The sequence below is a fragment of the Bradyrhizobium sp. CCBAU 45394 genome, from assembly GCF_028128655.1.
GTDB lineage: Bacteria > Pseudomonadota > Alphaproteobacteria > Rhizobiales > Xanthobacteraceae > Bradyrhizobium > Bradyrhizobium diazoefficiens.
In genome coordinates this window covers 48005-68802 of the sequence record NZ_LBIX01000166.1, presented here as the reverse complement: position 1 = coordinate 68802, position 20798 = coordinate 48005, and the positions used below count along the sequence as shown (strand labels likewise).

The following is a 20798-nucleotide window of genomic DNA, read 5'->3' as shown; positions in this document are numbered from 1 at the left end:
AAAAAGCACAAGCGCCCCCACAACCAGCGAATGAGGTGAACAAGCCCGACAATCTTAGCCGCTTGTCCGTGGACGGAAAGGCAAAAGCTGGATTTCGGAACAGTTCAGCCCGCTGAGGCATGGGCCGTGGTGGATAAGTCTTGGGTACTTCAGGTCTTGGACATCATGGACTGGAGAACCGTAAGGCCACTCTCCAGATCCCGCTCCACATCCGCCGCCCGGATCTCCAGCACGCGATAGTCGCGCGCCTCGAGCCATGTCCGCCGGCCCGCGCGATCCGCCGCGATCGTCTCGCCCTCGCCGGGGTTCACCAGCTCGATCGCGATACGGTGCGGGAACGAGACGAAGTCCGGAATGTGCCGGCCGACCGGGGTCTGGCGCTTGAACTGGCCTGCGAAGCGGCGGTCGCGGGTCAGCGACTGCCAGAGCAGGCGCTCGGCGTCGGTCGGGTTGCGGCGGAGCAGGCGGGCGAGCCCGCGCACGGTCGAGCCGCTGTCGGGGACACCGCCGCCCTGGCCGTGCTCGGCCAAGAGTGCGCGCAGGCGGGTTGCCTGCTCGCCGTCGAGCACGCCGCCCTTGGCCGGGCCCTTGCGCCCCTCCGCGATCGCCATGACGACGCCATGGAGGGTGTGCATGTCCTGCTTGGTCGGCTCCATCCGGCTGAAGATGTTGCGCAGGTTGACCAGCATGGTGTCGCGCTTCTCGGCCGGCCGCAGGAACTCGACCTTATCGAGCTCGCGCACGAGATTGTCGAAGAAGGCCTGCATCTGGTGCTGCGAGGCGCGCTCGGAGCGCTCCGGCATGGCGTGCGGCAGCTCGCCGGATGTCGCCAGCTTGAACCATTCATAGCCGATCAGGAGCACGGCCTGGGCGAGGTTGAGCGAGGCAAAGCCCGGATTGACCGGGAAGGTGATGATGCGGTTGGCGAGGCCGACCTCCTCGTTGGTCAGCCCCCAGCGCTCGCGGCCGAACAGGATACCGGCCTTGCCCCCGGTCGCGACGTGCCCGGAGATCTCGGCCGCTGCGGCTTCCGGACCCACCACGGGCTTGGCCTGGTCATGGGGGCGCGCGGTGGTGGCGAACAGCAGGTCGAGATCGGCGACGGCCTCACCGACCGTGTCGAACAATTCGACCTTTTCCAGAATGTAGTCGGCGCCGGCGGCAGCGCGCTGGGCGGCGATGTTGGGCCAGCCGTCGCGGGGGTTAACGATGCGCAAGCGGCTCAGGGCGAAGTTGCCCATGGCGCGCGCGGCCATGCCGATGTTTTCGCCAAGCTGCGGCTCGACCAGGATCACGATCGGACCGTCGAGGGAAAGACCCGCCTTGCTCTTGTCAGTCCCCGACATTTCGTTTCGCTTTCACTCTTCGTCTCAAGGCCTTGGCAAGGCGCTCTCAGGAATTGATTCAAGGCCCGCCGCCAGCCGGCGCGCCCTGCCCGCCCGTCGTTTGCCTGTCCTGACGAAATTCTCAAGGGAAATAACGACTTGGATTCGACTTTTGAATCTCTTCTGAAGCCTCAGGCCGGCCCTCGCCGGCGGGCCGCTCCCCGCCCCCCATCTGGGGAAGCTGGATGAGCTAAAAGTGCATAATCCCTTGGCTTTCGCCCGCCGCGCGGCGGTGCTAAGAGGCGGCGGATATTCCCGTGGCGCGCCAATAGCGCCGTTCCCAAGAGGCTTCCCCGATCATGGCAAAAATCAAGGTATCCAATCCCGTCGTCGAACTCGATGGCGACGAGATGACCCGGATCATCTGGCAGTACATCAAGGACAAGCTGATCACCCCGTTCCTGGATGTCGAGCTGATGTATTTCGACCTGGGGATGGAATACCGCGACCATACCAACGATCAGGTGACCATCGACGCCGCCGAGGCGATCAAGAAGGTCGGCGTCGGCGTCAAGTGCGCCACCATCACCCCTGATGAGGCCCGGGTGAAGGAGTTCAACCTCAAGCAGATGTGGAAGTCGCCGAACGGCACCATCCGCAACATCCTTGGCGGCGTGATCTTCCGCGAGCCGATCATCTGCAAGAACGTGCCGCGCCTGGTTCCCGGCTGGACCAAGCCGATCATCATCGGCCGCCATGCCTATGGCGACCAGTACCGCGCCACCGATTTCAAGTTCCCGGGCAAGGGCACCCTGTCGATGAAGTTCGTCGGCGAGGACGGCACCGTGATCGAGAAGGAAGTGTTCAAGGCCCCCGGCGCCGGCGTCGCCATGGAGATGTACAATCTCGACGACTCCATCATCGACTTCGCCCGCGCCTCGCTGAACTACGGCCTGCTGCGCAACTACCCGGTCTATCTGTCGACCAAGAACACCATCCTCAAGGTCTATGACGGTCGCTTCAAGGACATCTTCCAGGACATCTACGACCGCGAGTTCAAGAAGGAATTCGAGGCCAAGGGCCTGACCTACGAGCACCGCCTGATCGACGACATGGTGGCCTCGGCGCTGAAATGGTCCGGCGGCTATGTCTGGGCCTGCAAGAACTACGACGGCGACGTGCAGTCCGACACGGTCGCGCAGGGCTACGGCTCGCTCGGCCTGATGACCTCGGTGCTGCTCACCCCCGACGGCAAGACCGTGGAAGCGGAAGCCGCCCACGGCACGGTGACCCGCCACTACCGCGAGCACCAGAAGGGCAAGGAGACCTCGACCAACTCGATCGCGTCGATCTTCGCCTGGACCCGTGGCCTCGCCCACCGCGCCAAGCTCGACAACAACGCCGAGCTCGCCAAGTTCGCGAACACCCTCGAGAAGGTCTGCGTCGACACCGTCGAGGCCGGCTACATGACCAAGGACCTCGCGCTGCTGGTCGGCGCCGACCAGCGCTGGCTCTCGACCACCGGCTTCCTCGACAAAGTCGCGGAGAACCTCACCAAGGCGATGGCGGCGTAAGCCGACCGCAATTTCGCCCGACTGGGCCGGACATCATCACGGGCCGCGCCTTTGAGCGCGGCCCGTTTGTTTTTTGAAACCCTTTGCGGAGACCGCCATGTTCAGCAAGCTTGCCGCCCCCACCCTGATGCTCGCGGCCCTGATCGGACCGGCGGGAGCTGCGGAGCCGCTTCCCGAGGCCATCGCCGCACCGGGCGAGACCGTCGTGCTCAGCGTCCACGCCGAGGGCGCGCAGGTCTATGAGTGCAAGGCCGGCGCTGAGGGCAAGCTCGCCTGGTCCTTCCGCGAACCGGTCGCGACGCTGCTGTCCGAAGGCAAGACCGTCGGCCGCCACTATGCCGGGCCGAACTGGGAGCTTGCCGATAGCAGCGCCGTGGTCGGCAAGGCCATCGGCAACGCGCCGGGCGCCACCGCCGCCGATATCCCCTGGCTGAAGCTGGAGGTCGCCTCCCGCCGCGGCAGCGGCGTCCTGACGCCGGTCACCACCGTCCAGCGCATCAACACCCATGGCGGCAAGCTCGACGGTGCTTGCGACAAGGCCGGCGAGTTCAAGAGCGCGCCGTACTCGGCCGACTATGTTTTCCTGAAGAAGGGCTGACCGCTCAGCGGTCGGTGCCCTCGCGCTCGGCCTGGGCCAGTTCCGCCGCAGCGAGATCGCCGGTCTCTTCCAGCCGCGCCTTCGCGGTCTTGTGGACGTGGGCCGCGAGCGTCGGCATGCGCTCGATCAGGGCGTGGAAATCCTGGGCGTCGAGCACCAGCAGCCGGGTCTTGCGCGTCGCCGTTACCGTGCCGCTGCGCTTGGTCTTGTGCAGCAGCGCGATCTCGCCGAAGAAGGTGCCGTCGGTGAGCCGCACATTCTGGGTCGGCAGCGCGATCTCGACCTCGCCGGCGGTGATGAAATACATCGACGTGGCGGCATCGCCCCGCCGCACCAGGATCTCGCCCTGCTCGATGGTGCGCGCCCGCAAGAGCCGCATGATGTCGGCGATCTCCGAGGCCGACAAATGCGAGAACAGCGGCACCCGCGCCAGCATGCCCCAGGTGACGACGAAGTCGCGCCGCTTCACCTCTTCCGCGAAGGCGGTGGAGATGATCGCGACCGGCAGCGCGATCATGGCAAAGCCTGAGATGATCGCGAACACCGAGACGAACTTGCCGAGCGCCGTCACCGGCACGACGTCGCCATAGCCGACGGTGCCGAGCGTCACGATCGCCCACCACATCGCCTGCGGGATGGTGCCGAGCTTGTCCGGCTGCACGTCGCGCTCGATGGCGTAGAGCAGCGAGGCGAAGGTCAGGACCACGCCGATCAGGATGACGATGCAGCCGATCAGCGCCCGCCGCTCGGCGTGCACGGCGGCGAGCAGCGAGCGCATTGCCGGCGAATAGCGGATCAGCTTGAAGAACGGCAGCACGCCGAGCGCCGCCAGCGTCGCATGCCGGCCCGTGGCGAGCACGATTGCCGCGGGCAGGAACGCCATGAGGTCGATGATGCCGAGCGCGGAGAAGGCATAAGAGAGCCGGTCGGACAGCGCGGACGCCTTGCGCTGGGTGTGTCCGGCGACCGTCCACAGCCGCGCGGCATATTCCAGCGCGAACACGATCACGGCGAAGACCTTAATCGCCGAGAACAGCGTGCCGAACTGCGCGTCCAGATCCGGCACCGAGGCGAGGACCATCGCGACCACGTCGAGCACGATGACGCCGATGATCAGCTGGATGAAGCGCGACCCGACCGAATAGGCCAGCGGATCGTGCTCCAGCAATTCGTAGAGGCGATCCCTTAAATTGGGGTCGCGAAGCCCACGTCCTCGCGGAACGAGGCCCACGGCCTCACGCGCCCGCCATGGCTTTTTCGATCGCCGCAAGCGCCTCGGGCGCCTTGGCACCGTCGGGGCCACCGGCCTGCGCCATGTCGGGCCGGCCGCCGCCGCCCTTGCCGCCGAGCGCTTCGGAGGCGACGCGCACGAGGTTCACGGCGTTGAAGCGCGAAGTCAGGTCCGCGGTGACGCCGACCACGATTCCGGCCTTGCCGTCCCCGGTGACGCCGACGATGGCGACCACGCCGGAGCCGATCTGCTTCTTGCCGTCGTCGGCAAGGCTCTTGAGATCCTTCATCTCGATGCCCTCGACCGCACGCGCCATCAGCTTGACGTCGCCGACCTCGCGCACGCCGGAGGCTGCGCCATTGCTGGCGGCAGCACCGCCGCCCATCGCCAGCTTCTTGCGGGCGTCGGAGAGCTCGCGCTCGAGCTTCTTGCGCTCCTCCATCAGGGCGGTGATGCGCGCCGGCACGTCGTCGATCGAGGTGCGCAGCTCGTTCGCCGCGGTCTTCGCCAGCGCCATGGTGTCGTTGGCGTGCTTGCGCGCGTAATTGCCGGTCAGCGCCTCGATGCGGCGCACGCCCGAGGCGACCGCGCTCTCGCCGGTCAGCGTGATCAGGCCGATGTCGCCGGTGCGCCGCACATGGGTGCCGCCGCAGAGCTCGACCGACCAGCCGAGCGCGTTGGCACCGCGCTCGCGCGCGGTCCTGCCCATCGAGACGACGCGGACCTCGTCGCCGTATTTCTCGCCGAACAGCGCGCGCGCCCCGGCCTCACGAGCTTCATCGACGCCCATGACGCGGGTCGTGACCTCGTCGTTCTCCAGCACCACGTCGTTGGCGATGTCCTCGACGCGGGCAAGCTCCTCCGCCGTGATCGGCTTGGGATGCACGAAGTCGAAGCGCAGCCGGTCCGGCGCGACCATCGAACCGCGCTGGGCGATGTGGTCGCCGAGCACCTGGCGCAGCGCCTCGTGGATGAGATGCGTCGCCGAGTGATGGGCGCGGATCGAGGAGCGGCGCGAATGATCGACCTCGAGCTGGAGCGCGGTGCCGAGCTTCAGCTCGCCGCTCTCGACCGTGCCGACGTGGACGAAAAGATCGCCGAGCTTCTTCTGCGTGTCGGTGACGCGGAACTTGATGCCGCCCTCGCCGGTCAAAACACCGGTGTCGCCGACCTGGCCGCCGGACTCCGCGTAGAACGGTGTCTGGTTGAGCACCAGCGCGCCGGTCTCACCGGCCTTGAGGCTCGTGGCTTCCTGGCCGTCCTTCACCAGCGCGGAGACCACGCCTTCGGCGCTCTCGGTCTCGTAGCCGAGGAATTCGGTGGCGCCGAGCTTCTCGCGCAGCGGGAACCAGATCGCTTCGGAAGCCGCCTCGCCGGAGCCCTTCCAGGACTCGCGCGCCTTGGCTTTCTGGCGCTCCATCGCATCGGTGAAGGCGGACTGGTCCACGCCGATGCCGCGCGACTTCAGCGCGTCCTGCGTCAGGTCGAGCGGGAAGCCGTAGGTGTCGTAGAGCGTGAAGGCGACGTCGCCGTCGAACATGTCGCCCTTCTTCAACGAAGCGCTCTTCTCGTCGAGGATGGCGAGGCCGCGCGTCAGCGTCTTGCGGAAACGCGTCTCTTCCAGCCGCAGCGTTTCCTCGATCAGCTTCTCCGCGCGCATCAGCTCGGGATAGGCCTGGCCCATCTCGCGGACCAGCGCCCAGACCAGCCGATGCATCAGCGGCTCTTTCGCACCCAGCAGCTGAGCATGGCGCATCGCGCGGCGCATGATCCGGCGCAGCACGTAGCCGCGGCCTTCATTGGAGGGCAGCACGCCGTCGGAGACGAGGAAGGCCGAGGAGCGTAAGTGGTCGGCGATGACGCGGAACGAGGCCACGGTCTGCTCGTTCGGCCCGCTGCCGAGCGCGGAGGCCGTCGCGTCGATCAAGTGACGGAACAGGTCGGTCTCGAACACGCTGTCGACGCCCTGCATGATGCAGGCCATGCGCTCGAGGCCCATGCCGGTGTCGATCGAGGGACGCGGCAGATCCACGCGCTCCTCCTTCGTCACCTGCTCGTACTGCATGAACACGAGATTCCAGAATTCGAGGAAGCGGTCGCCGTCCTCTTCCGGCGAGCCCGGAGGTCCGCCCCAGATGTGCTCGCCGCGATCGATGAAGATCTCCGAGCACGGGCCGCACGGCCCGGTGTCGCCCATCGCCCAGAAATTGTCCGAGGTCGGGATGCGGATGATGCGGTCGTCGGAGAAGCCGGCGATCTTCTTCCACAGCCCGGCCGCCTCGTCGTCGGTGTGGTAGACGGTGACGAGCAGCTTGTCCTTCTTCAGCCCGAACTCGCGGGTAATCAGCGTCCAGGCCAGCTCGATCGCGCGCTCCTTGAAATAGTCGCCGAACGAGAAGTTGCCGAGCATCTCGAAGAAGGTGAGATGGCGCGCGGTGTAGCCGACATTGTCGAGGTCGTTGTGCTTGCCGCCGGCGCGCACGCATTTCTGCGAGGTGGTGGCGCGCTGATAGGGCCGCTTCTCGACGCCGGTGAAGACGTTCTTGAACTGCACCATGCCGGCGTTGGTGAACATCAACGTGGGGTCGTTGCGCGGCACCAGGGGCGAGGACGGCACGATCTCGTGGCCGTTCTCGGCAAAGAAGTTCAGAAAGGTCGACCTGATCTCGTTGACGCCGCTCATGTTCATCCAATCGGGTGTGTTCGGACCCGCGACCGCCGTCCAAACCGGAAATTAAGGCTGATATCTGCGGGTCAAAGCGCTTTTAGACAAGGCCAGCTTCGCTGTCCAGAAACTGTGCAGAGAGATCAGAGGGTTGCCGCAGGCGCTCAATCCCGTTGCAATCCCGTTGAAAGACGCAAAGGCCGCGTTGACAGGCTTGGCTGGCCTGTGGTCTGTACCCATCTGTATCGTACGGCCACGTCGGGAGAGACCGGCTTTAGGCAGCCGGCGCCGAAGGAGCAACCGCCCCGGAAACTCTCAGGCAAAAGGACCGCGTGGCTTTGACAGCATCTGGAAAGAGGCGCCGACGAGCTTGAGGCTCGGACAGCGTCCGCCGACGGGATAATACTCTCAGGCACAGCGACAGATGGGGCTTCGACTGGTTGGCTCGGGGAATCGTCCCCGGGGAACCGCCGAGGGCCCCTGTGATGCTAGCTCACGACCAAGACTCCCTGAAACGTACGCCCCTCTACGACCTTCATGTGTCCCTCGGGGGCAAGATGGTGCCGTTCGCGGGCTATGACATGCCCGTGCAGTACCCCGCTGGCGTGCTGAAGGAACACCTCCATACCCGCAGCCAGGCCGGCCTGTTCGACGTCTCCCACATGGGCCAGCTCCGCTTGCTGCCGAAATCCGGCAAGGTCGAGGACGCCGCCCGCGCGCTGGAACGGCTGGTGCCGCAGGATATCGTCGCGATTGCACCGGGCCGGCAGCGCTACGCCCAGTTCACCAATGCCGATGGCGGCATTCTCGACGACCTGATGGTCGCCAATTTCGGCGACCACCTGTTCCTGGTCGTCAACGCCGCCTGCAAGGCAGAGGACGAGGCGCATCTGCGCGCGCATCTCTCGGACGACTGCGTCATCGATTCGCTGGCCGACCGCGCGCTGATCGCGCTGCAGGGTCCGAAGGCGGAAGCGGTGCTGGCGAAATTCTGTGCAAAGGCGCCGTCCATGAAGTTCATGGACGCCGGTCCGCATGAGGTCGCCGGCATCAAGTGCTTCGTCTCGCGCTCCGGCTACACCGGCGAGGACGGGTTCGAGATTTCGGTTCCCGCCGCGGACGCCGAGCGTCTGGCGAAAACGCTGCTGGAAAACCCCGACGTACTGCCGATCGGGCTCGGCGCCCGCGACAGCCTGCGGCTGGAAGCCGGGCTCTGCCTCTACGGCCACGACATCGACACCGCCACCACGCCGGTCGAGGCCGCGCTGGAATGGTCGGTGCAGAAGAGCCGCCGCAGCGGCGGCGCGCGCGCGGGTGGTTTCCCCGGCGCCGAGAAGATTCTCGCTCATTTCGACCAGGGTGCGGCCCGCCGCCGCGTCGGCCTGCGCGCGCAAGGCCGCGCGCCGGTGCGCGAGGGAGCGCTGCTGTTTGCTGATAGCGCATCCGCCGAGCCGATCGGACAAGTCACATCGGGCGGCTTCGGCCCGAGCCTGAACGCGCCGGTTGCGATGGGTTACGTGCCCACCGCATCGAGCGCGCTCGGCACAAGCCTGTTCGCCGAGGTGCGCGGCCAGCGGCTGCCGCTCACGGTCGCCGCCATGCCCTTCGTGAAAAACACCTACAAACGCTGAGGACTTCAGAAATGACCACGACGCTGTACACCTCCGACCATGAATGGCTCGCCATCGAGGGCGATGTCGCCACCGTCGGGATCACCGACTACGCGCAGTCGCAGCTCGGCGACGTCGTGTTCATCGAGCTGCCCAAGCTCGGCCGCGCGCTGAAGAAGGCGGAAGCCGCCGCCGTGGTGGAGTCCGTGAAGGCCGCCTCCGACGTCTACGCGCCTGTGACGGGCGAGGTGATCGAGACCAACGATGCGCTCGCCGCCGAGCCGGCGCTGGTGAACTCGGATGCGCAAGGCAAGGCCTGGTTCTTCAAGATCAAGATTGCCGACAAGAGCGAACTCGGCGGCCTCATGGATGAAGCCGCCTACAAGGCACACACGGCGTGAGATGAAGCGAACTCTGACCTCACATTCGGTGTCATCGTCCGCGACGGCGGACGATCCAGTACGCCGCGGCTTCTCGGTTCTAGCCGTGATGGCTGCGTTTACTGGATGCCCCGCCTTCGCGGGGCATGACGGCGACAGCGAAATCTAAAGCGAGGACCCATGATGACCGCGCACCGCAAATCCAACGGCGACACCACCAATTTCGCTCGCCGCCACATCGGCCCGTCGGCGCGCGACGTCGCCGCGATGCTAGAGACCGTCGGCGCCAAAAGCGTCGACGCGCTGATGGCGGAGACGCTGCCGGCCTCGATCCGGCAGGCCGCCCCGCTCGATCTCGGCAAGCCGCTCAGCGAGACCGAGGCGATCGCGCATATGGGCGAGCTCGCTGCCCAAAACCAGGTCTTCACCTCGCTGATCGGCCAAGGCTATTCGGGCACGATCCTGCCCGCGGTGATCCAGCGCAACATCCTGGAGAATCCGGCCTGGTACACGGCCTACACCCCCTACCAGCCCGAGATCAGCCAGGGCCGGCTGGAGGCGCTGTTCAACTTCCAGACCATGATCTGCGACCTCACCGGGCTCGACGTCGCCAACGCCTCGCTGCTCGACGAGGCCACCGCGGCCGCCGAGGCGATGGCGCTGGCGGAGCGGCACTCGCGGGTCGAAGCAAAGGCCTTCTTCGTCGACAAGGACGTGCATCCGCAGACGCTGGCGGTGATGCGCACCCGCGCCGAGCCACTGGGTTGGAATTTGATCGTCGGCGATCCCCTCACCGATCTCGACAAGGCCGACGTGCTCGGCGCGCTGCTGCAATATCCGGGCTCATCGGGCGCGTTGCGCGACCTCAGGCCCGCGATCGCGGCGTTGAAGGCCAAGGGCGCACTTGCGATCGTTGCCGCCGACCTGCTGGCCCTGACACTGCTCGCCTCGCCCGGCGAGCTCGGCGCCGACATCGCCATCGGTTCGGCGCAGCGCTTCGGCGTGCCGATGGGCTATGGCGGACCGCACGCGGCCTACATGGCGGTGCGCGATGCGCTGAAGCGCTCGCTGCCCGGCCGCATCGTCGGCCTCTCCGTGGATTCGCGCGGGATGCCGGCCTACCGCCTCGCGCTGCAGACCCGCGAGCAGCACATCCGCCGCGAGAAGGCGACCTCCAACATCTGCACCGCGCAGGTGCTGCTCGCCGTGATCGCCGCGATGTATGCGGTCTATCACGGCCCCGAGGGGCTTTCGCAGATCGCACGCCAGGTGCATCGCCGCGCCGCCGTGCTCGCCGCGGGCCTGCGCAAGCTCGGCTTTGCGCCGCAATCGGAAACCTTCTTCGACACACTCAGCGTCGATGCCGGCGCCAAACGCGCCGAGATCGTCGCGCGCGCGGCGGCCGAGAAGATCAATCTCGGCGTCGGTGAAACCGCGCTGCGCATCGCGCTCGACGAGACCACCACGCCGGCGACCGTCGAGGCGGTCTGGCGCGCCTTCGGCGGCCAGCTCGCTTACGCCGAGTTGGACGCGACCACGCGCGAGGCGCTGCCGGAGGCGCTGAAGCGCACGACCGCGTTCCTCACCCACCCGGTGTTCCACGCGCATCGCTCGGAGACCGAGATGCTGCGCTACATGCGCAAGCTCAGCGACCGCGACCTCGCGCTCGACCGCGCCATGATCCCGCTCGGCTCCTGCACGATGAAGCTGAACGCGACCACCGAGATGATGCCGCTGACCTGGCCGGAATTCGGCAGCCTGCACCCGTTCGCCCCGCGCGAGCAGGCCAAGGGCTATCACGCGCTGTTCGCGCGGCTGGAGAAGTGGCTGTGCGACATCACCGGCTATGACGCGATCTCGCTGCAGCCGAATTCCGGCGCGCAAGGCGAGTACGCCGGCCTTCTGGCCATCCGCGGCTATCACGCCGCGCGCGGCGAGAGCCACCGCAAGATCTGCCTGATCCCCTCCTCCGCCCACGGCACCAACCCGGCCTCGGCCGCGATGGTCGGCATGGACGTGGTGGTGGTTGCCTGCGAGAAGAACGGCGACGTCGACGTCAACGATCTCCGCGCCAAGGCCGACAAGCACGCGAATGACCTCGCCGCGGTCATGATCACCTATCCCTCGACCCACGGCGTGTTCGAGGAGCATATCCGCGAGATCTGCGACATCGTCCACGGCCATGGCGGCCAGGTCTATCTGGACGGCGCCAACCTCAACGCGCAGGTCGGCCTGTCCCGGCCCGGCGATTACGGCGCCGACGTCAGCCACCTCAATCTGCACAAGACCTTCTGCATCCCGCATGGCGGCGGCGGCCCGGGCATGGGCCCGATCGGCGTGAAGGCGCATCTCGCGCCGTTCCTGCCGGGCCATCCGGCGACGCGAGGCGACGCACCGGTCGGGCCGGTCTCGGCCGCGCCGTTCGGCTCGGCCTCGATCCTGACCATCTCCTACATCTACATCCTGATGATGGGCGGCGAAGGCCTGAAGCGCGCCACCGAGATCGCAATCCTCAACGCCAACTACATCGCCGCACGGCTCGATGCGCATTTCCCGGTGCTCTACAAGAACGCGAAGGGCCGCGTCGCGCATGAGTGCATCGTCGATCCGCGTGCGCTGAAGACGACCAGCGGCGTCACCGTGGACGACATCGCCAAACGGCTGATCGATTACGGCTTCCACGCGCCGACCATGAGCTTCCCGGTGCCGGGCACGCTGATGATCGAGCCGACCGAATCGGAATCGAAGGCGGAGCTGGACCGCTTCTGCGACGCCATGATCGCGATCCGGAAGGAGATCGCCGAGGTCGAGGCCGGCCGCTTCAAGATCGAGGCCTCGCCCTTGCGCCACGCCCCGCACACCGTGCACGACATCGCCGACGATGCGTGGGCCCGCGCCTATAGCCGTGCCGAGGGCTGCTTCCCCGACGGCGTCTCGCGCACCGACAAATACTGGAGCCCGGTCGGACGCGTCGACAACGTCTATGGCGACCGCAATTTGGTGTGCTCGTGCCCGCCGGTGAGCGACTACGCGGAAGCGGCGGAGTAAGACGCGACGGAAGTTTCGTAGGGTGGGCAAAGCAGAGCGTGCCCACCACATTTGTGCACGTTGAGATATGGTGGGCACGGCTCTCGCGCGCCTTTGCCCACCTTACGGCTCTGCCCTCTACCCATCCTACAACCTAGCTCAAGGCGCCACCAGCGAACGACTTTGCGCGTCCCAGCGCCAGAGCCGTTCGTTGGTCAGAAGCGTGCCGCCCCACCAGCGCCGGATCGGATTGTGGCTGCGGAAATCGTCCCGGCCCGCAAGCACCGCTTTGCCGAACTCCGTCAGCAACAGCCGGCTCCGCCGATAAGCGGCGTTGCGACCTCGCGCATCGTGCGGGGCGAGGGTTAGTTTCGAATCGAGACCCGCGACCGCCGGCATCGGACCGGACGCAAGCCCTTCGAGCAAAGGGCCGAGCTCCCACTGGTCGTACACACGTGTTTCGAGCAGGCCGCCCGGCTGAAACAGCTCCCTGGTACGGTTGTGTCCCCTCGCAATCAATTCGAGAAGCCGCGCTTCCGTCGCACCCAGTCCGGTGATTGGTGACGGCAGTTCTGCCAGCAATTCTTCCATCGCCGGCTTCAGGAAAGGTAGCCTGGGGAAATCCCTGCTCAGGAGCCCGAGACAGAGCTCAGGCGTTGGCGCGCGGTAGACCTCCCAGGCCATGCGGGCAACCTCGAAGTCGCGCTCCGTCACATCGAGCGCCCGCACGGTACGCTCGCGGAGCCCCGCGACGTCTGCTCCGAGCAAATCGAAATCGACCAGCCGCAATCGCAGACGCTCGACCATGTAGGGTTCGGCGCGGAGATAGTCGAGGATCCAGACCAACTGCAATTGATTGTTCGGGCTGGGATCAAACCACAGCTCGATGAGCTCGACACCGCAGGTCTCGCAGAACCAGACCAGTCCGAGTTCTCGGTGCGCACGACCGGTCTGGGGCGATTGGACAACAAGATCGGACCAACGCACCTCCGGATCGCCTCTGAAAGAGCCTCCCGTGAGATAGGTCTGGAGGTGATGCGACGTCGGCAGCGGCCCCGACACGAACCGAAAGATGAGCGGGACAACCATGTCGGCGCGGTCCGCGTAGGTGAGACCGACGCCGGACGAACTGGTCAGGATCATACGCTTCATCGTCGATGCGCCCGCCCCCACGCAAAACGAAACGGGCCCCGAAGACGTCGGCAACTCAACGTCCTCAGTGCCCGCTCCTCGCGAAAAACTCTCCGCGTTAAGACTTACTCGTCCGCCGGCTCCTCGCCGTCGGCGTCGCGCTCGGGGGTGCCGGCCAGAATCTGCTCGGCGATCAGGCCGGAGTTCTGGCGGATCGCGGTCTCGATCTTGGCGGTGATGTCGGGGTTGGCCTTCAGGAACGCTTTCGAGTTCTCGCGGCCCTGGCCGAGGCGCTGGCTGTCATAGGAGAACCAGGCGCCGGACTTTTCGACGATGCCGGCCTTGACGCCGAGATCGAGGATCTCGCCCATCTTGGAAACGCCCTCGCCGTACATGATGTCGAACTCGACCTGCTTGAAGGGCGGCGCCAGCTTGTTCTTCACCACCTTGACGCGCGTGGTGTTGCCGACCACTTCGTCGCGCTCCTTGATCGCGCCGATGCGGCGGATGTCGAGGCGGACGGAGGCGTAGAACTTCAGCGCGTTGCCGCCGGTGGTGGTCTCCGGTGAGCCATACATCACACCGATCTTCATGCGGATCTGGTTGATGAAGATCACCATGGTGTGGGACTTGTTGATGGACGCCGTCAGCTTGCGCAGCGCCTGGCTCATCAACCGCGCTTGAAGTCCCGGCAGCGCATCGCCCATCTCGCCCTCGAGCTCGGCCTTCGGCACCAGCGCCGCGACCGAATCGACCACCAGAACGTCCACCGCACCCGAGCGCACCAGCGTGTCGCAGATTTCCAGCGCCTGCTCGCCGGTGTCCGGCTGCGAAATCAGCAGCTCGTCGATGTTGACGCCCAGCTTGCGCGCATAGACCGGGTCGAGCGCGTGCTCGGCGTCGATGAAGGCACAGATGCCGCCCTTCTTCTGCGCTTCCGCCACCGTGTGCAGCGCCAGCGTGGTCTTGCCCGAGGATTCCGGCCCGTAGATTTCCACGACGCGCCCCTTGGGCAGACCGCCGATCCCCAGTGCAATGTCGAGCCCGAGAGAACCGGAGGACACCGCCTCGACGTCCATCGACCGGTCGTTCTTGCCGAGCTTCATCACCGAGCCCTTGCCGAACTGGCGCTCGATCTGGGAGAGCGCGGCGGCCAGAGCTTTACTCTTGTCCATGGAAGATCCTTCGACGATACGCAGGGCAGTTGCGGACATTGGGTCGTGCTCCTTATGGCGAGGATTCGCTAGGGGGACAAACGATTGGCGAGGCGGGCCGGCGATAAAAGCAATGTACCCTATTTGTTCCTAGTTCGCAATATGTTCTTTTGCGGACTTCGGTACTGTCCGTATTTAACCCCCAGTGTCCTAAGCTGAATTCGGAAATGTCCTAATTTGTTCTTGATCGGACACAACCTGTTCATGCGCGTTTAGGATTAACTCGTTATGGGTGTAGCGTATAAGGGCCGGGGCGTTCCGCCAGAAGAACACCCTGGCCACCAGAAGAACACCCTGAAACGTTCACTTTGGAACAGAAGGCAGGCTGACTGCATATTAAGCTCGCAAGAACTCAAACCCTGCGGTTAGGACCCGTAAAGACCAAGACGAGGTTGTGTCATGAGGCAGCGCCGTCGTTTCACGCAAACCGTCCCTCTTGAGGAGCGACTTTCCGAAGAAGCGAAACGTCTCCGCGAACGGGCCAAAGCCCTCCCCCATGGTCCTCAACGAGAGGACCTCCTGCGCAAAGCCCGCCAAGCCGAGATCGGCTCGCACATGAGCGAGTGGCTCACATCGCCGGGGCTTCAACCGCCAAAGCCAGCGTAGGCGCAAAGCACGCCTCAGGTATCGAGTTGCCCGGCATAGATCCGGATTCGTCCCGGCGTGGTCATTCGCAGCCTGCCCTGAAGAAAGACCATGTAGCCTAGCGCGATCAATCGGGCGCGATGTTTGGCAGGGATCGCAGGCGCAGCGCTATTTGCAGCCGCATGACCGACCGCGAGCAAAGAGGCGAACTCTTCATGGGTGAGCTTTTTCGCTTTTGCGGTCATGACCTCAGCATGAACCGCTTCGGCGATCCTGCATGTTCGGTTTTGCTCAGATCCCTGGAAATAAATAAATAAAGGCCGCCTCAGTTGGCGGCCAGTAGTCCTGTTTGTCGGCGGCTCCTTCGCTGATCCCCAGTGTCCCAGGCTGAATGACGTTGGGGTCCTTCTGGAGTTCGATCGGCATTAAACCGAATTGGGTCCTGATTCCCCCTCCGCGGGTGTCCTGCTCCGGCACAATGAACCTTGGCATGGCGTGTGCAGACGAAGGATTACCGGGGTTTTGCATCATCCCCCCTGGGGCTGGAAAGCCGCCGCCCGCGCCATATTTGAGCGGGCGGCGTTTTTATTTGCGGACAGCAAAAGGCCCCAACTCAAGGGGAACGGGGAGCTGGGGCCAAGGTACTGGGCCAGCCAAGGCTACCGCCGGCCCAGGCGCATCAACATGCACCAGGGCGCCATCCCCGGGCGATGGGGCAATCGGCTTAGTCAGGATTTGCAAGCGAGTGCCCCACATGCAGCGGCCCCGCCTCGCTGGATGCGCGGTGGGGCCGCCTGCTCTCCGGACTGGGGCTGGATCCGTCCGGTGGGCCAATTCAGCCTATGCCCGTTAGCGGGAAGTCGTGACTGCTCAAAAGGGGCATCCCTCGGGTGTCCCAATTCGGTATTGCGGGTGTCCTAATTGGACAGCACCCGGATTTTGGTGCTGGCAGGAGCGGCAAGGAACCGTCCAAGCCTCTCGCCTCGAATTAAGGCCGTGGCAGTGGCCGGCCTCAGCGGCCGGTTTGAAGATCGCGGAGGCTGATTTGCTTTCGTTGACTTTTCCCGAGGTGGTCAAGATTGACCATGTGTCCGGCAGCGGACATGTCAGACTGTGCCGTCACCGCGCGCCCCCTGGCTTTGATCGGTGATGAGAACGCCACCAGCGCTCCCGCCTCCTCCGGAAAGGAGCAGCGCCATGCAGCGCCCCCATGTCAAGCACACCACGTCCCTTGAAGAGCGCCTTGCCGAACAAGCGCAGCGACTCCATGCGGAAGCCAGATCGCTTCCACCAGGCATCGAGCGTGAGCGTACAATCCGCAAAGCCCGGCAAGCCGAGATCGGCGCTCACATCAGCGAGTGGCTGAGATCGCCCGGACTGCAACCGCCGGATTGAAGGCTGCAACCAACTGGCCGCCAACTCATTGTCCCCCATCACCGGCCGGGGCTCTGCCGTAGGCGCCGGTGACTGAGAGAGATGCGCGCTCCCGCCTGCATTCTGGAGAGCGCCTGCGATGGCCATCTATTACTTCGACCTGCGCGACGGGGACGAGATTGTTCCCGACGAAGAAGGTGTAGAATTGCGAGACCTGCTCGCGGTGCAGGAAGAAGCCGCCCGCGCGCTCGCCGGCCTCTCGTGGGACTCCGTGCAAAACTTCAAAGGCGCGCAAAGTCACAGGATGTCGATTGAAGTCAGGGACACCTATGGCCCTGTGATGCAGGTCAGGTTCGTCTTCGATATCAGCAGGCGGCAATGAGACCGCTGCGGTTGGAGGCATCTCGGTGAGGCTCTCAGAACTTGCGCGTCAACGCCTCTGATTCCGATCTCGCAGCAACCTCCTTCGACTCAAGCTGACGTGCATCAAAGACGCATGAGCAGGGCGCCGTCATGCTTCCGCAATCCTACGGCATCGAACCTTTTCGCGGTCTGCGGCTTCTCTGGATTGGACCGCAACAGTGGGGATCTCGGTCATGACGGAAAACACGCACCAGGATGCAACCAGGCGCAATCGCCTGCTGGAGGCGGCGCATGAGGAGATGGTCAAGTTCGAGCGGAAGGAAAACGAGTTCCGCAAGAGGGATCGCCAGGAGCGTGCCGCCGAGCTCCATTTGCCCCTGGACGTGATCAAGGTTCATTAGCGACCGGCTGCGGAGCCGACCAGGCGCGCCGGCGAAGTGACAGGCAGCGCCCGCCTCCTCCCGCCGGGCACGCGTCACGGAAAGCAGCGGCCGCCTGTTCGTGACATAGGCCCGGCACCGCGTCGGCGATGCCCGCCTCAGGGACGATCGCATGCTATAGGTACCTAAATACTACCACCAAATCATTGATCGAACAGCGAAATCCCCAGCCCAGCTACTGTGCATGGGGTTGTTCTCCAATTTCTTGAAAGACAGTGCCAGCCGCCGGCGCATGCCGGCCTGGCCCCGCTGCCATCTCCCCACCCGCGCATGCCGGCCGGACCTACATCAGCGCCAGCAGCCCGATGCCGATCACCAGCACGACGAAGCCAATCGCCGTCGCGGCGGCGAACGACCGCTCTACGTTATCCATGATGCCACCCCGTTGCCGGCGTGCCACGTTTCCCCCATGGCAGCACCGGACCTTGCGGAATCTCGCTTGCGGCTGTGGCTCGAGTGTTGCGATCGGGTGACCAAATTGGGACCGGTGCGGGGCCAGTCTGCGGCTCTCTCCCGCGCGGGCCTCGATGCCGCCGTCAGGCATCCGTAAGCCTGATCGCCTAATGTCGTCCCGCCCGGTGGACCAACACCGGGCCTCCATACCCAACCGACGACCCCGCTCACCACCGAGCGGGGTTTTCTGCTTGCGGGCATGGGTGGGCGCCGGCCAGGATTCGATTCGCGGACTTGTCAGGCTGTCGTAAGCTCAGCCCGCTAGGGTCGTCCGGCTTATGGTGTTGCAGCCCAGCACCTCAGCCTCCAATAACCTCTGACCCGCCTGGCTCTCCCCGGGCGGGTTTTTTTCACGCCGGCCGGTTCACGAGCCCCTCTCCTCCCGCGTCAGCCGCAGCGAGAAGGCGCGGATCGCGGGCGCCGCCAGCAGCACCACGGGCAGCATCGCGGCCCATGCGATCAGCCATGACACCATCCAGTGCCGGGCGAACAGCATCGCGCCGTCAGCGGGCAGGCTGGCGATCCCCGCCGCGATCAGCGAGGTCAGTCCGGACTGGAGGACACCGAAGACGAAATGACTATAACGGCGGGGAATGCCGAGCATGACGCGCCCATGTTGCTTGCCGTCACGAGGCCAAGCAAGGCACATGCCGGGGCCCGCATCGCGGCGGGCCTGGACTCTTCCCGTTCGATCGGGATCGTCAGTCAGTGCCGCGCGTTGGACAGCGGCGCGCCCCGCATCGGCTCGGTGCGATCGGAGCAGCACGACAATCCTTCGAAGCGCCAGAAGGTGACGAGGCTGGCCTCGCCGCACTCTTCGCAGACGAGCGTCTCGTCACCGAGCATGAAGCGGCCGCGCCTGAATATCGGGGACGACGCCGGATGCCGGCAATGCGGACAGACCAGCGAGAACTTCCGTACACCCCAACGTAACGCAAGACGTCTCAGCCAGTTCACGCGGTCCTCTTCGCTGACGGCGTGCTCGTGCCGTGCTTCGATGTCAGCACAGCATGGATGCCCGGCACGCAAAAGTGGAAATGCTTCAAGCGCACATGCTCGCTTCGAATAGCCGCGCCCGCACAGTTGCGGTTCCTCACATCTGCGATGGAGCGCAGGATGTCTCGCCACTCCCGCGTTCAACCTGGCATGTCGCCTGCGGCCATCGACGCGAAGATTCCCGGCGCTGAGTCCTGGAGCAACCGATCGTTAACCGATGGCCATCGAATGGCCCCGTGGTTCTCCGACCATGAACAGAGTTCCTGAGCCGCGCACAGCTGAATCAGCGCAGCGGGCGATGGACTTGCACCGCTTGGCGGGCTGGCATCTTTCGGAATGCGATTTCGTTTGCTTCGGAGCGCGCGCGCTTTCGAATTTCCGTGAACTGTCCAAGGCTTAACAGCTGATTTTGCTTGTCCCGGGAATATAATCACGCTCACCATGTTAGAGTGATCGAAGGTGAATCGTGGGGAGGTAACCATGAATCACAGGGGCATCGAGTTCACCGTCGCCAAGACGGCCATTCCTGGAATCTGGCAATGGCAGTTCCGAATCGGCGAGCAGGTCAAGACCGGTAAGACCGAGACCAAGATCGATCAGCTGGCGATCCGGCGGGTGCAGCTGCGGATCGATCGGGAACTGAAGGCCATCGGGCGCAAGACGGCCTGAACAACACGGCCTGAGCCGGACGCACCAGATCGGCGGCGCCCCGGCGCATCCCGTAGCCGCCCGGAATTGATCTGCCTGTGGTTTGGGATTGCAGTGCGCGCCACGGCCTTGGGGGCGGGGCCGTCACGCGATCGGGCCAGCCATGCCGCTCTATTTCTTTCGAATCCGAAACGGCCGCTATTCCGGCTGTGCGGACCAGGCGTCGGAATTTGCCGATCGCGATTTGGCCTGGAAGGAGATGACCAGCGCCTGCGCCGACATGGCCGCTGGCATCGCCCGCAAGCTCCAGGAAAACTCCGAATGGCACATGGAGCTCCTGGACGAGGCCAAGGAGCCGGTGTTCCGCATCCGCATCGTCGCCGAGACGCTCGACTAGACGCGGACCTCAATCTGCGCTGGGCAGCCGCCGCATGGTGAATTCGATGTCGCCGCCGGGCAGCTCGCGCCAGGTCTCGACCGCGCTCATATAGCCGGCCTTGGGGTAGCGGGCGAAGAAGGCCTGCGCCCTCGCCCGCGCCGCCGCGCGCGGCAGCGTAAAGGTCTCGCGCAGATAGCCGTCGCCGGTGCACTCGCCCGGCTTGCCGCCGATCCTGCGCCGGCGCGCCATCCGCTCGGCGAGATCTCGCGGACGATCGGCCATGACCTGTCCTCCTCTACGCAACACCTGCCAATAATGTAGGGAGCGGGCCGGACGATGAGGAGTCCCGGCCGAAAGGCGCATGCCGCCTCCGGCCGCCAGCTTCAGTTGGCGGCCGTGCCGGTCTTGGTCTTCTTCGGCGCGCCGGTGGTTGCGGCGGACGCCTTCGGCGCAGCCTGCTTCGGCGGATCGGAGCGCATGCCGCCCCAGGGGTCGTTGGACGCCTTGGCGTCCGGAATCTTCTTCAGCGTTTCCTTGTAGGCCTTGTCACGCTCGGCTTCCGCGGCCTTCTCCTCCGGGGTCTTGCCCGGGCCCTCCTGCAACAAATTGAGATTGGGCATTTGCGCGTAGGCCGGTCCCGCCAGCACGGCCAGCAGCACCGCCGCCATACGGAAAAGCTTCATCTTTGACTCCTTAGACCATTCATGGAGGCGCGGATCGCCCGTGCCTTGTCATCCCAGTGCGGCCGCTGAGGGGCCGCAGGAACCGCTACGATCGGCACGACTTCGGCGCGTGCAGCCAGTCG

Annotated in this window: 19 protein-coding genes and 1 riboswitch; of the genes, 9 read left to right on the top strand and 10 right to left on the bottom strand. The window is 65.2% G+C overall.

Going from position 1 to position 20798, the window contains the following annotated elements; genetic code table 11:
• Positions 1–149 precede the first annotated feature (149 nt).
• Complete coding sequence (locus tag WN73_RS23375) at positions 150–1346, bottom strand: TrmJ/YjtD family RNA methyltransferase (RefSeq protein ID WP_028173351.1); 1197 nt, start codon at positions 1344–1346, stop codon at positions 150–152.
• Between the two features lie 338 nt (positions 1347–1684).
• Here WN73_RS23375 and WN73_RS23370 point away from each other — a divergent pair, with 338 nt between their 5' ends.
• Both WN73_RS23370 and WN73_RS23365 read left to right on the top strand, forming a co-directional pair.
• Positions 1685–2899 (top strand): NADP-dependent isocitrate dehydrogenase, encoded by a 1215-nt coding sequence (locus WN73_RS23370; RefSeq protein WP_011088491.1) that lies wholly within the window; start codon positions 1685–1687, stop codon positions 2897–2899.
• A gap of 97 nt (positions 2900–2996) precedes the next feature.
• Entirely contained in the window at positions 2997–3497 is a 501-nt protein-coding gene (locus WN73_RS23365; RefSeq protein ID WP_271555036.1) for a DUF3455 domain-containing protein, read from the top strand.
• Positions 3498–3501: 4 nt separating this feature from the next.
• On the opposite strand, the gene WN73_RS23360 is transcribed toward WN73_RS23365, so the two are convergent.
• Positions 3502–4728, bottom strand: a complete 1227-nt coding sequence (locus WN73_RS23360; protein WP_028173348.1) for a cyclic nucleotide-gated ion channel — start codon at positions 4726–4728, stop codon at positions 3502–3504.
• A 4-nt stretch (positions 4729–4732) separates the two neighbouring features.
• Positions 4733–7411 carry an alanine--tRNA ligase gene (gene alaS / locus WN73_RS23355; protein ID WP_271555034.1) on the bottom strand — a complete coding sequence of 893 codons (2679 nt, stop codon included), beginning with the start codon at positions 7409–7411 and terminating at the stop codon, positions 4733–4735.
• Positions 7412–7642: 231 nt separating this feature from the next.
• A riboswitch (glycine riboswitch) is annotated at positions 7643–7733 on the top strand.
• Between the two features lie 145 nt (positions 7734–7878).
• Here alaS and gcvT point away from each other — a divergent pair.
• The 3 genes from gcvT to gcvP all read left to right on the top strand — a co-directional run bounded on the left by gcvT (position 7879) and on the right by gcvP (position 12431).
• Complete coding sequence (gene gcvT, locus WN73_RS23350; protein WP_271555033.1) at positions 7879–9024, top strand: glycine cleavage system aminomethyltransferase GcvT; 1146 nt, start codon at positions 7879–7881, stop codon at positions 9022–9024.
• 11 nt (positions 9025–9035) lie between these two features.
• Complete coding sequence (gene gcvH, locus WN73_RS23345) at positions 9036–9404, top strand: glycine cleavage system protein GcvH (protein WP_271555032.1); 369 nt, start codon at positions 9036–9038, stop codon at positions 9402–9404.
• 162 nt (positions 9405–9566) lie between these two features.
• Positions 9567–12431, top strand: coding sequence for an aminomethyl-transferring glycine dehydrogenase (gcvP, locus tag WN73_RS23340; RefSeq protein ID WP_028173344.1), 2865 nt, complete (start codon positions 9567–9569; stop codon positions 12429–12431).
• A gap of 138 nt (positions 12432–12569) precedes the next feature.
• On the opposite strand, the gene WN73_RS23335 is transcribed toward gcvP, so the two are convergent.
• The 3 genes from WN73_RS23335 to WN73_RS23320 form a co-directional block, all read right to left on the bottom strand.
• Complete coding sequence (locus tag WN73_RS23335) at positions 12570–13616, bottom strand: hypothetical protein (RefSeq protein WP_333937985.1); 1047 nt, start codon at positions 13614–13616, stop codon at positions 12570–12572.
• A gap of 50 nt (positions 13617–13666) precedes the next feature.
• Positions 13667–14755, bottom strand: coding sequence for a recombinase RecA (recA, locus tag WN73_RS23330; protein WP_011088499.1), 1089 nt, complete (start codon positions 14753–14755; stop codon positions 13667–13669).
• A 620-nt stretch (positions 14756–15375) separates the two neighbouring features.
• Entirely contained in the window at positions 15376–15585 is a 210-nt protein-coding gene (locus WN73_RS23320) for a hypothetical protein (protein ID WP_011088501.1), read from the bottom strand.
• Between the two features lie 1268 nt (positions 15586–16853).
• On the opposite strand from WN73_RS23320, the gene WN73_RS23310 reads away from it, so the two are divergent.
• Together WN73_RS23310 and WN73_RS23305 are read left to right on the top strand one after the other, a co-directional pair.
• Positions 16854–17096 (top strand): DUF6894 family protein, encoded by a 243-nt coding sequence (locus WN73_RS23310; RefSeq protein WP_011088503.1) that lies wholly within the window; start codon positions 16854–16856, stop codon positions 17094–17096.
• 214 nt (positions 17097–17310) lie between these two features.
• Positions 17311–17478, top strand: a complete 168-nt coding sequence (locus tag WN73_RS23305; protein ID WP_182872081.1) for a hypothetical protein — start codon at positions 17311–17313, stop codon at positions 17476–17478.
• Between the two features lie 856 nt (positions 17479–18334).
• Here WN73_RS23305 and WN73_RS23300 read toward each other — a convergent pair.
• The gene (locus WN73_RS23300) at positions 18335–18574 is read right to left on the bottom strand and encodes a DUF2798 domain-containing protein (protein ID WP_028173338.1); all 240 of its coding nucleotides are present in this window, start codon (positions 18572–18574) and stop codon (positions 18335–18337) included.
• Between the two features lie 101 nt (positions 18575–18675).
• Positions 18676–18927, bottom strand: a complete 252-nt coding sequence (locus WN73_RS23295) for a hypothetical protein (protein ID WP_249162900.1) — start codon at positions 18925–18927, stop codon at positions 18676–18678.
• Between the two features lie 519 nt (positions 18928–19446).
• Between WN73_RS23295 and WN73_RS23290 the strand changes: the two genes are divergently transcribed.
• On the top strand, positions 19447–19635 hold the full coding sequence (locus tag WN73_RS23290) for a hypothetical protein (RefSeq protein ID WP_060908170.1): 189 nt from the start codon (positions 19447–19449) through the stop codon (positions 19633–19635).
• Between the two features lie 142 nt (positions 19636–19777).
• Positions 19778–20011 carry a DUF6894 family protein gene (locus WN73_RS23285; protein WP_011088507.1) on the top strand — a complete coding sequence of 78 codons (234 nt, stop codon included), beginning with the start codon at positions 19778–19780 and terminating at the stop codon, positions 20009–20011.
• Between the two features lie 9 nt (positions 20012–20020).
• Here the strand turns inward: WN73_RS23285 and WN73_RS23280 are convergent, their stop codons facing one another.
• Positions 20021–20275 carry a hypothetical protein gene (locus WN73_RS23280; protein ID WP_271555025.1) on the bottom strand — a complete coding sequence of 85 codons (255 nt, stop codon included), beginning with the start codon at positions 20273–20275 and terminating at the stop codon, positions 20021–20023.
• Positions 20276–20376: 101 nt separating this feature from the next.
• Positions 20377–20676 carry a hypothetical protein gene (locus WN73_RS23275; RefSeq protein WP_028173335.1) on the bottom strand — a complete coding sequence of 100 codons (300 nt, stop codon included), beginning with the start codon at positions 20674–20676 and terminating at the stop codon, positions 20377–20379.
• Positions 20677–20798: the final 122 nt, after the last annotated feature.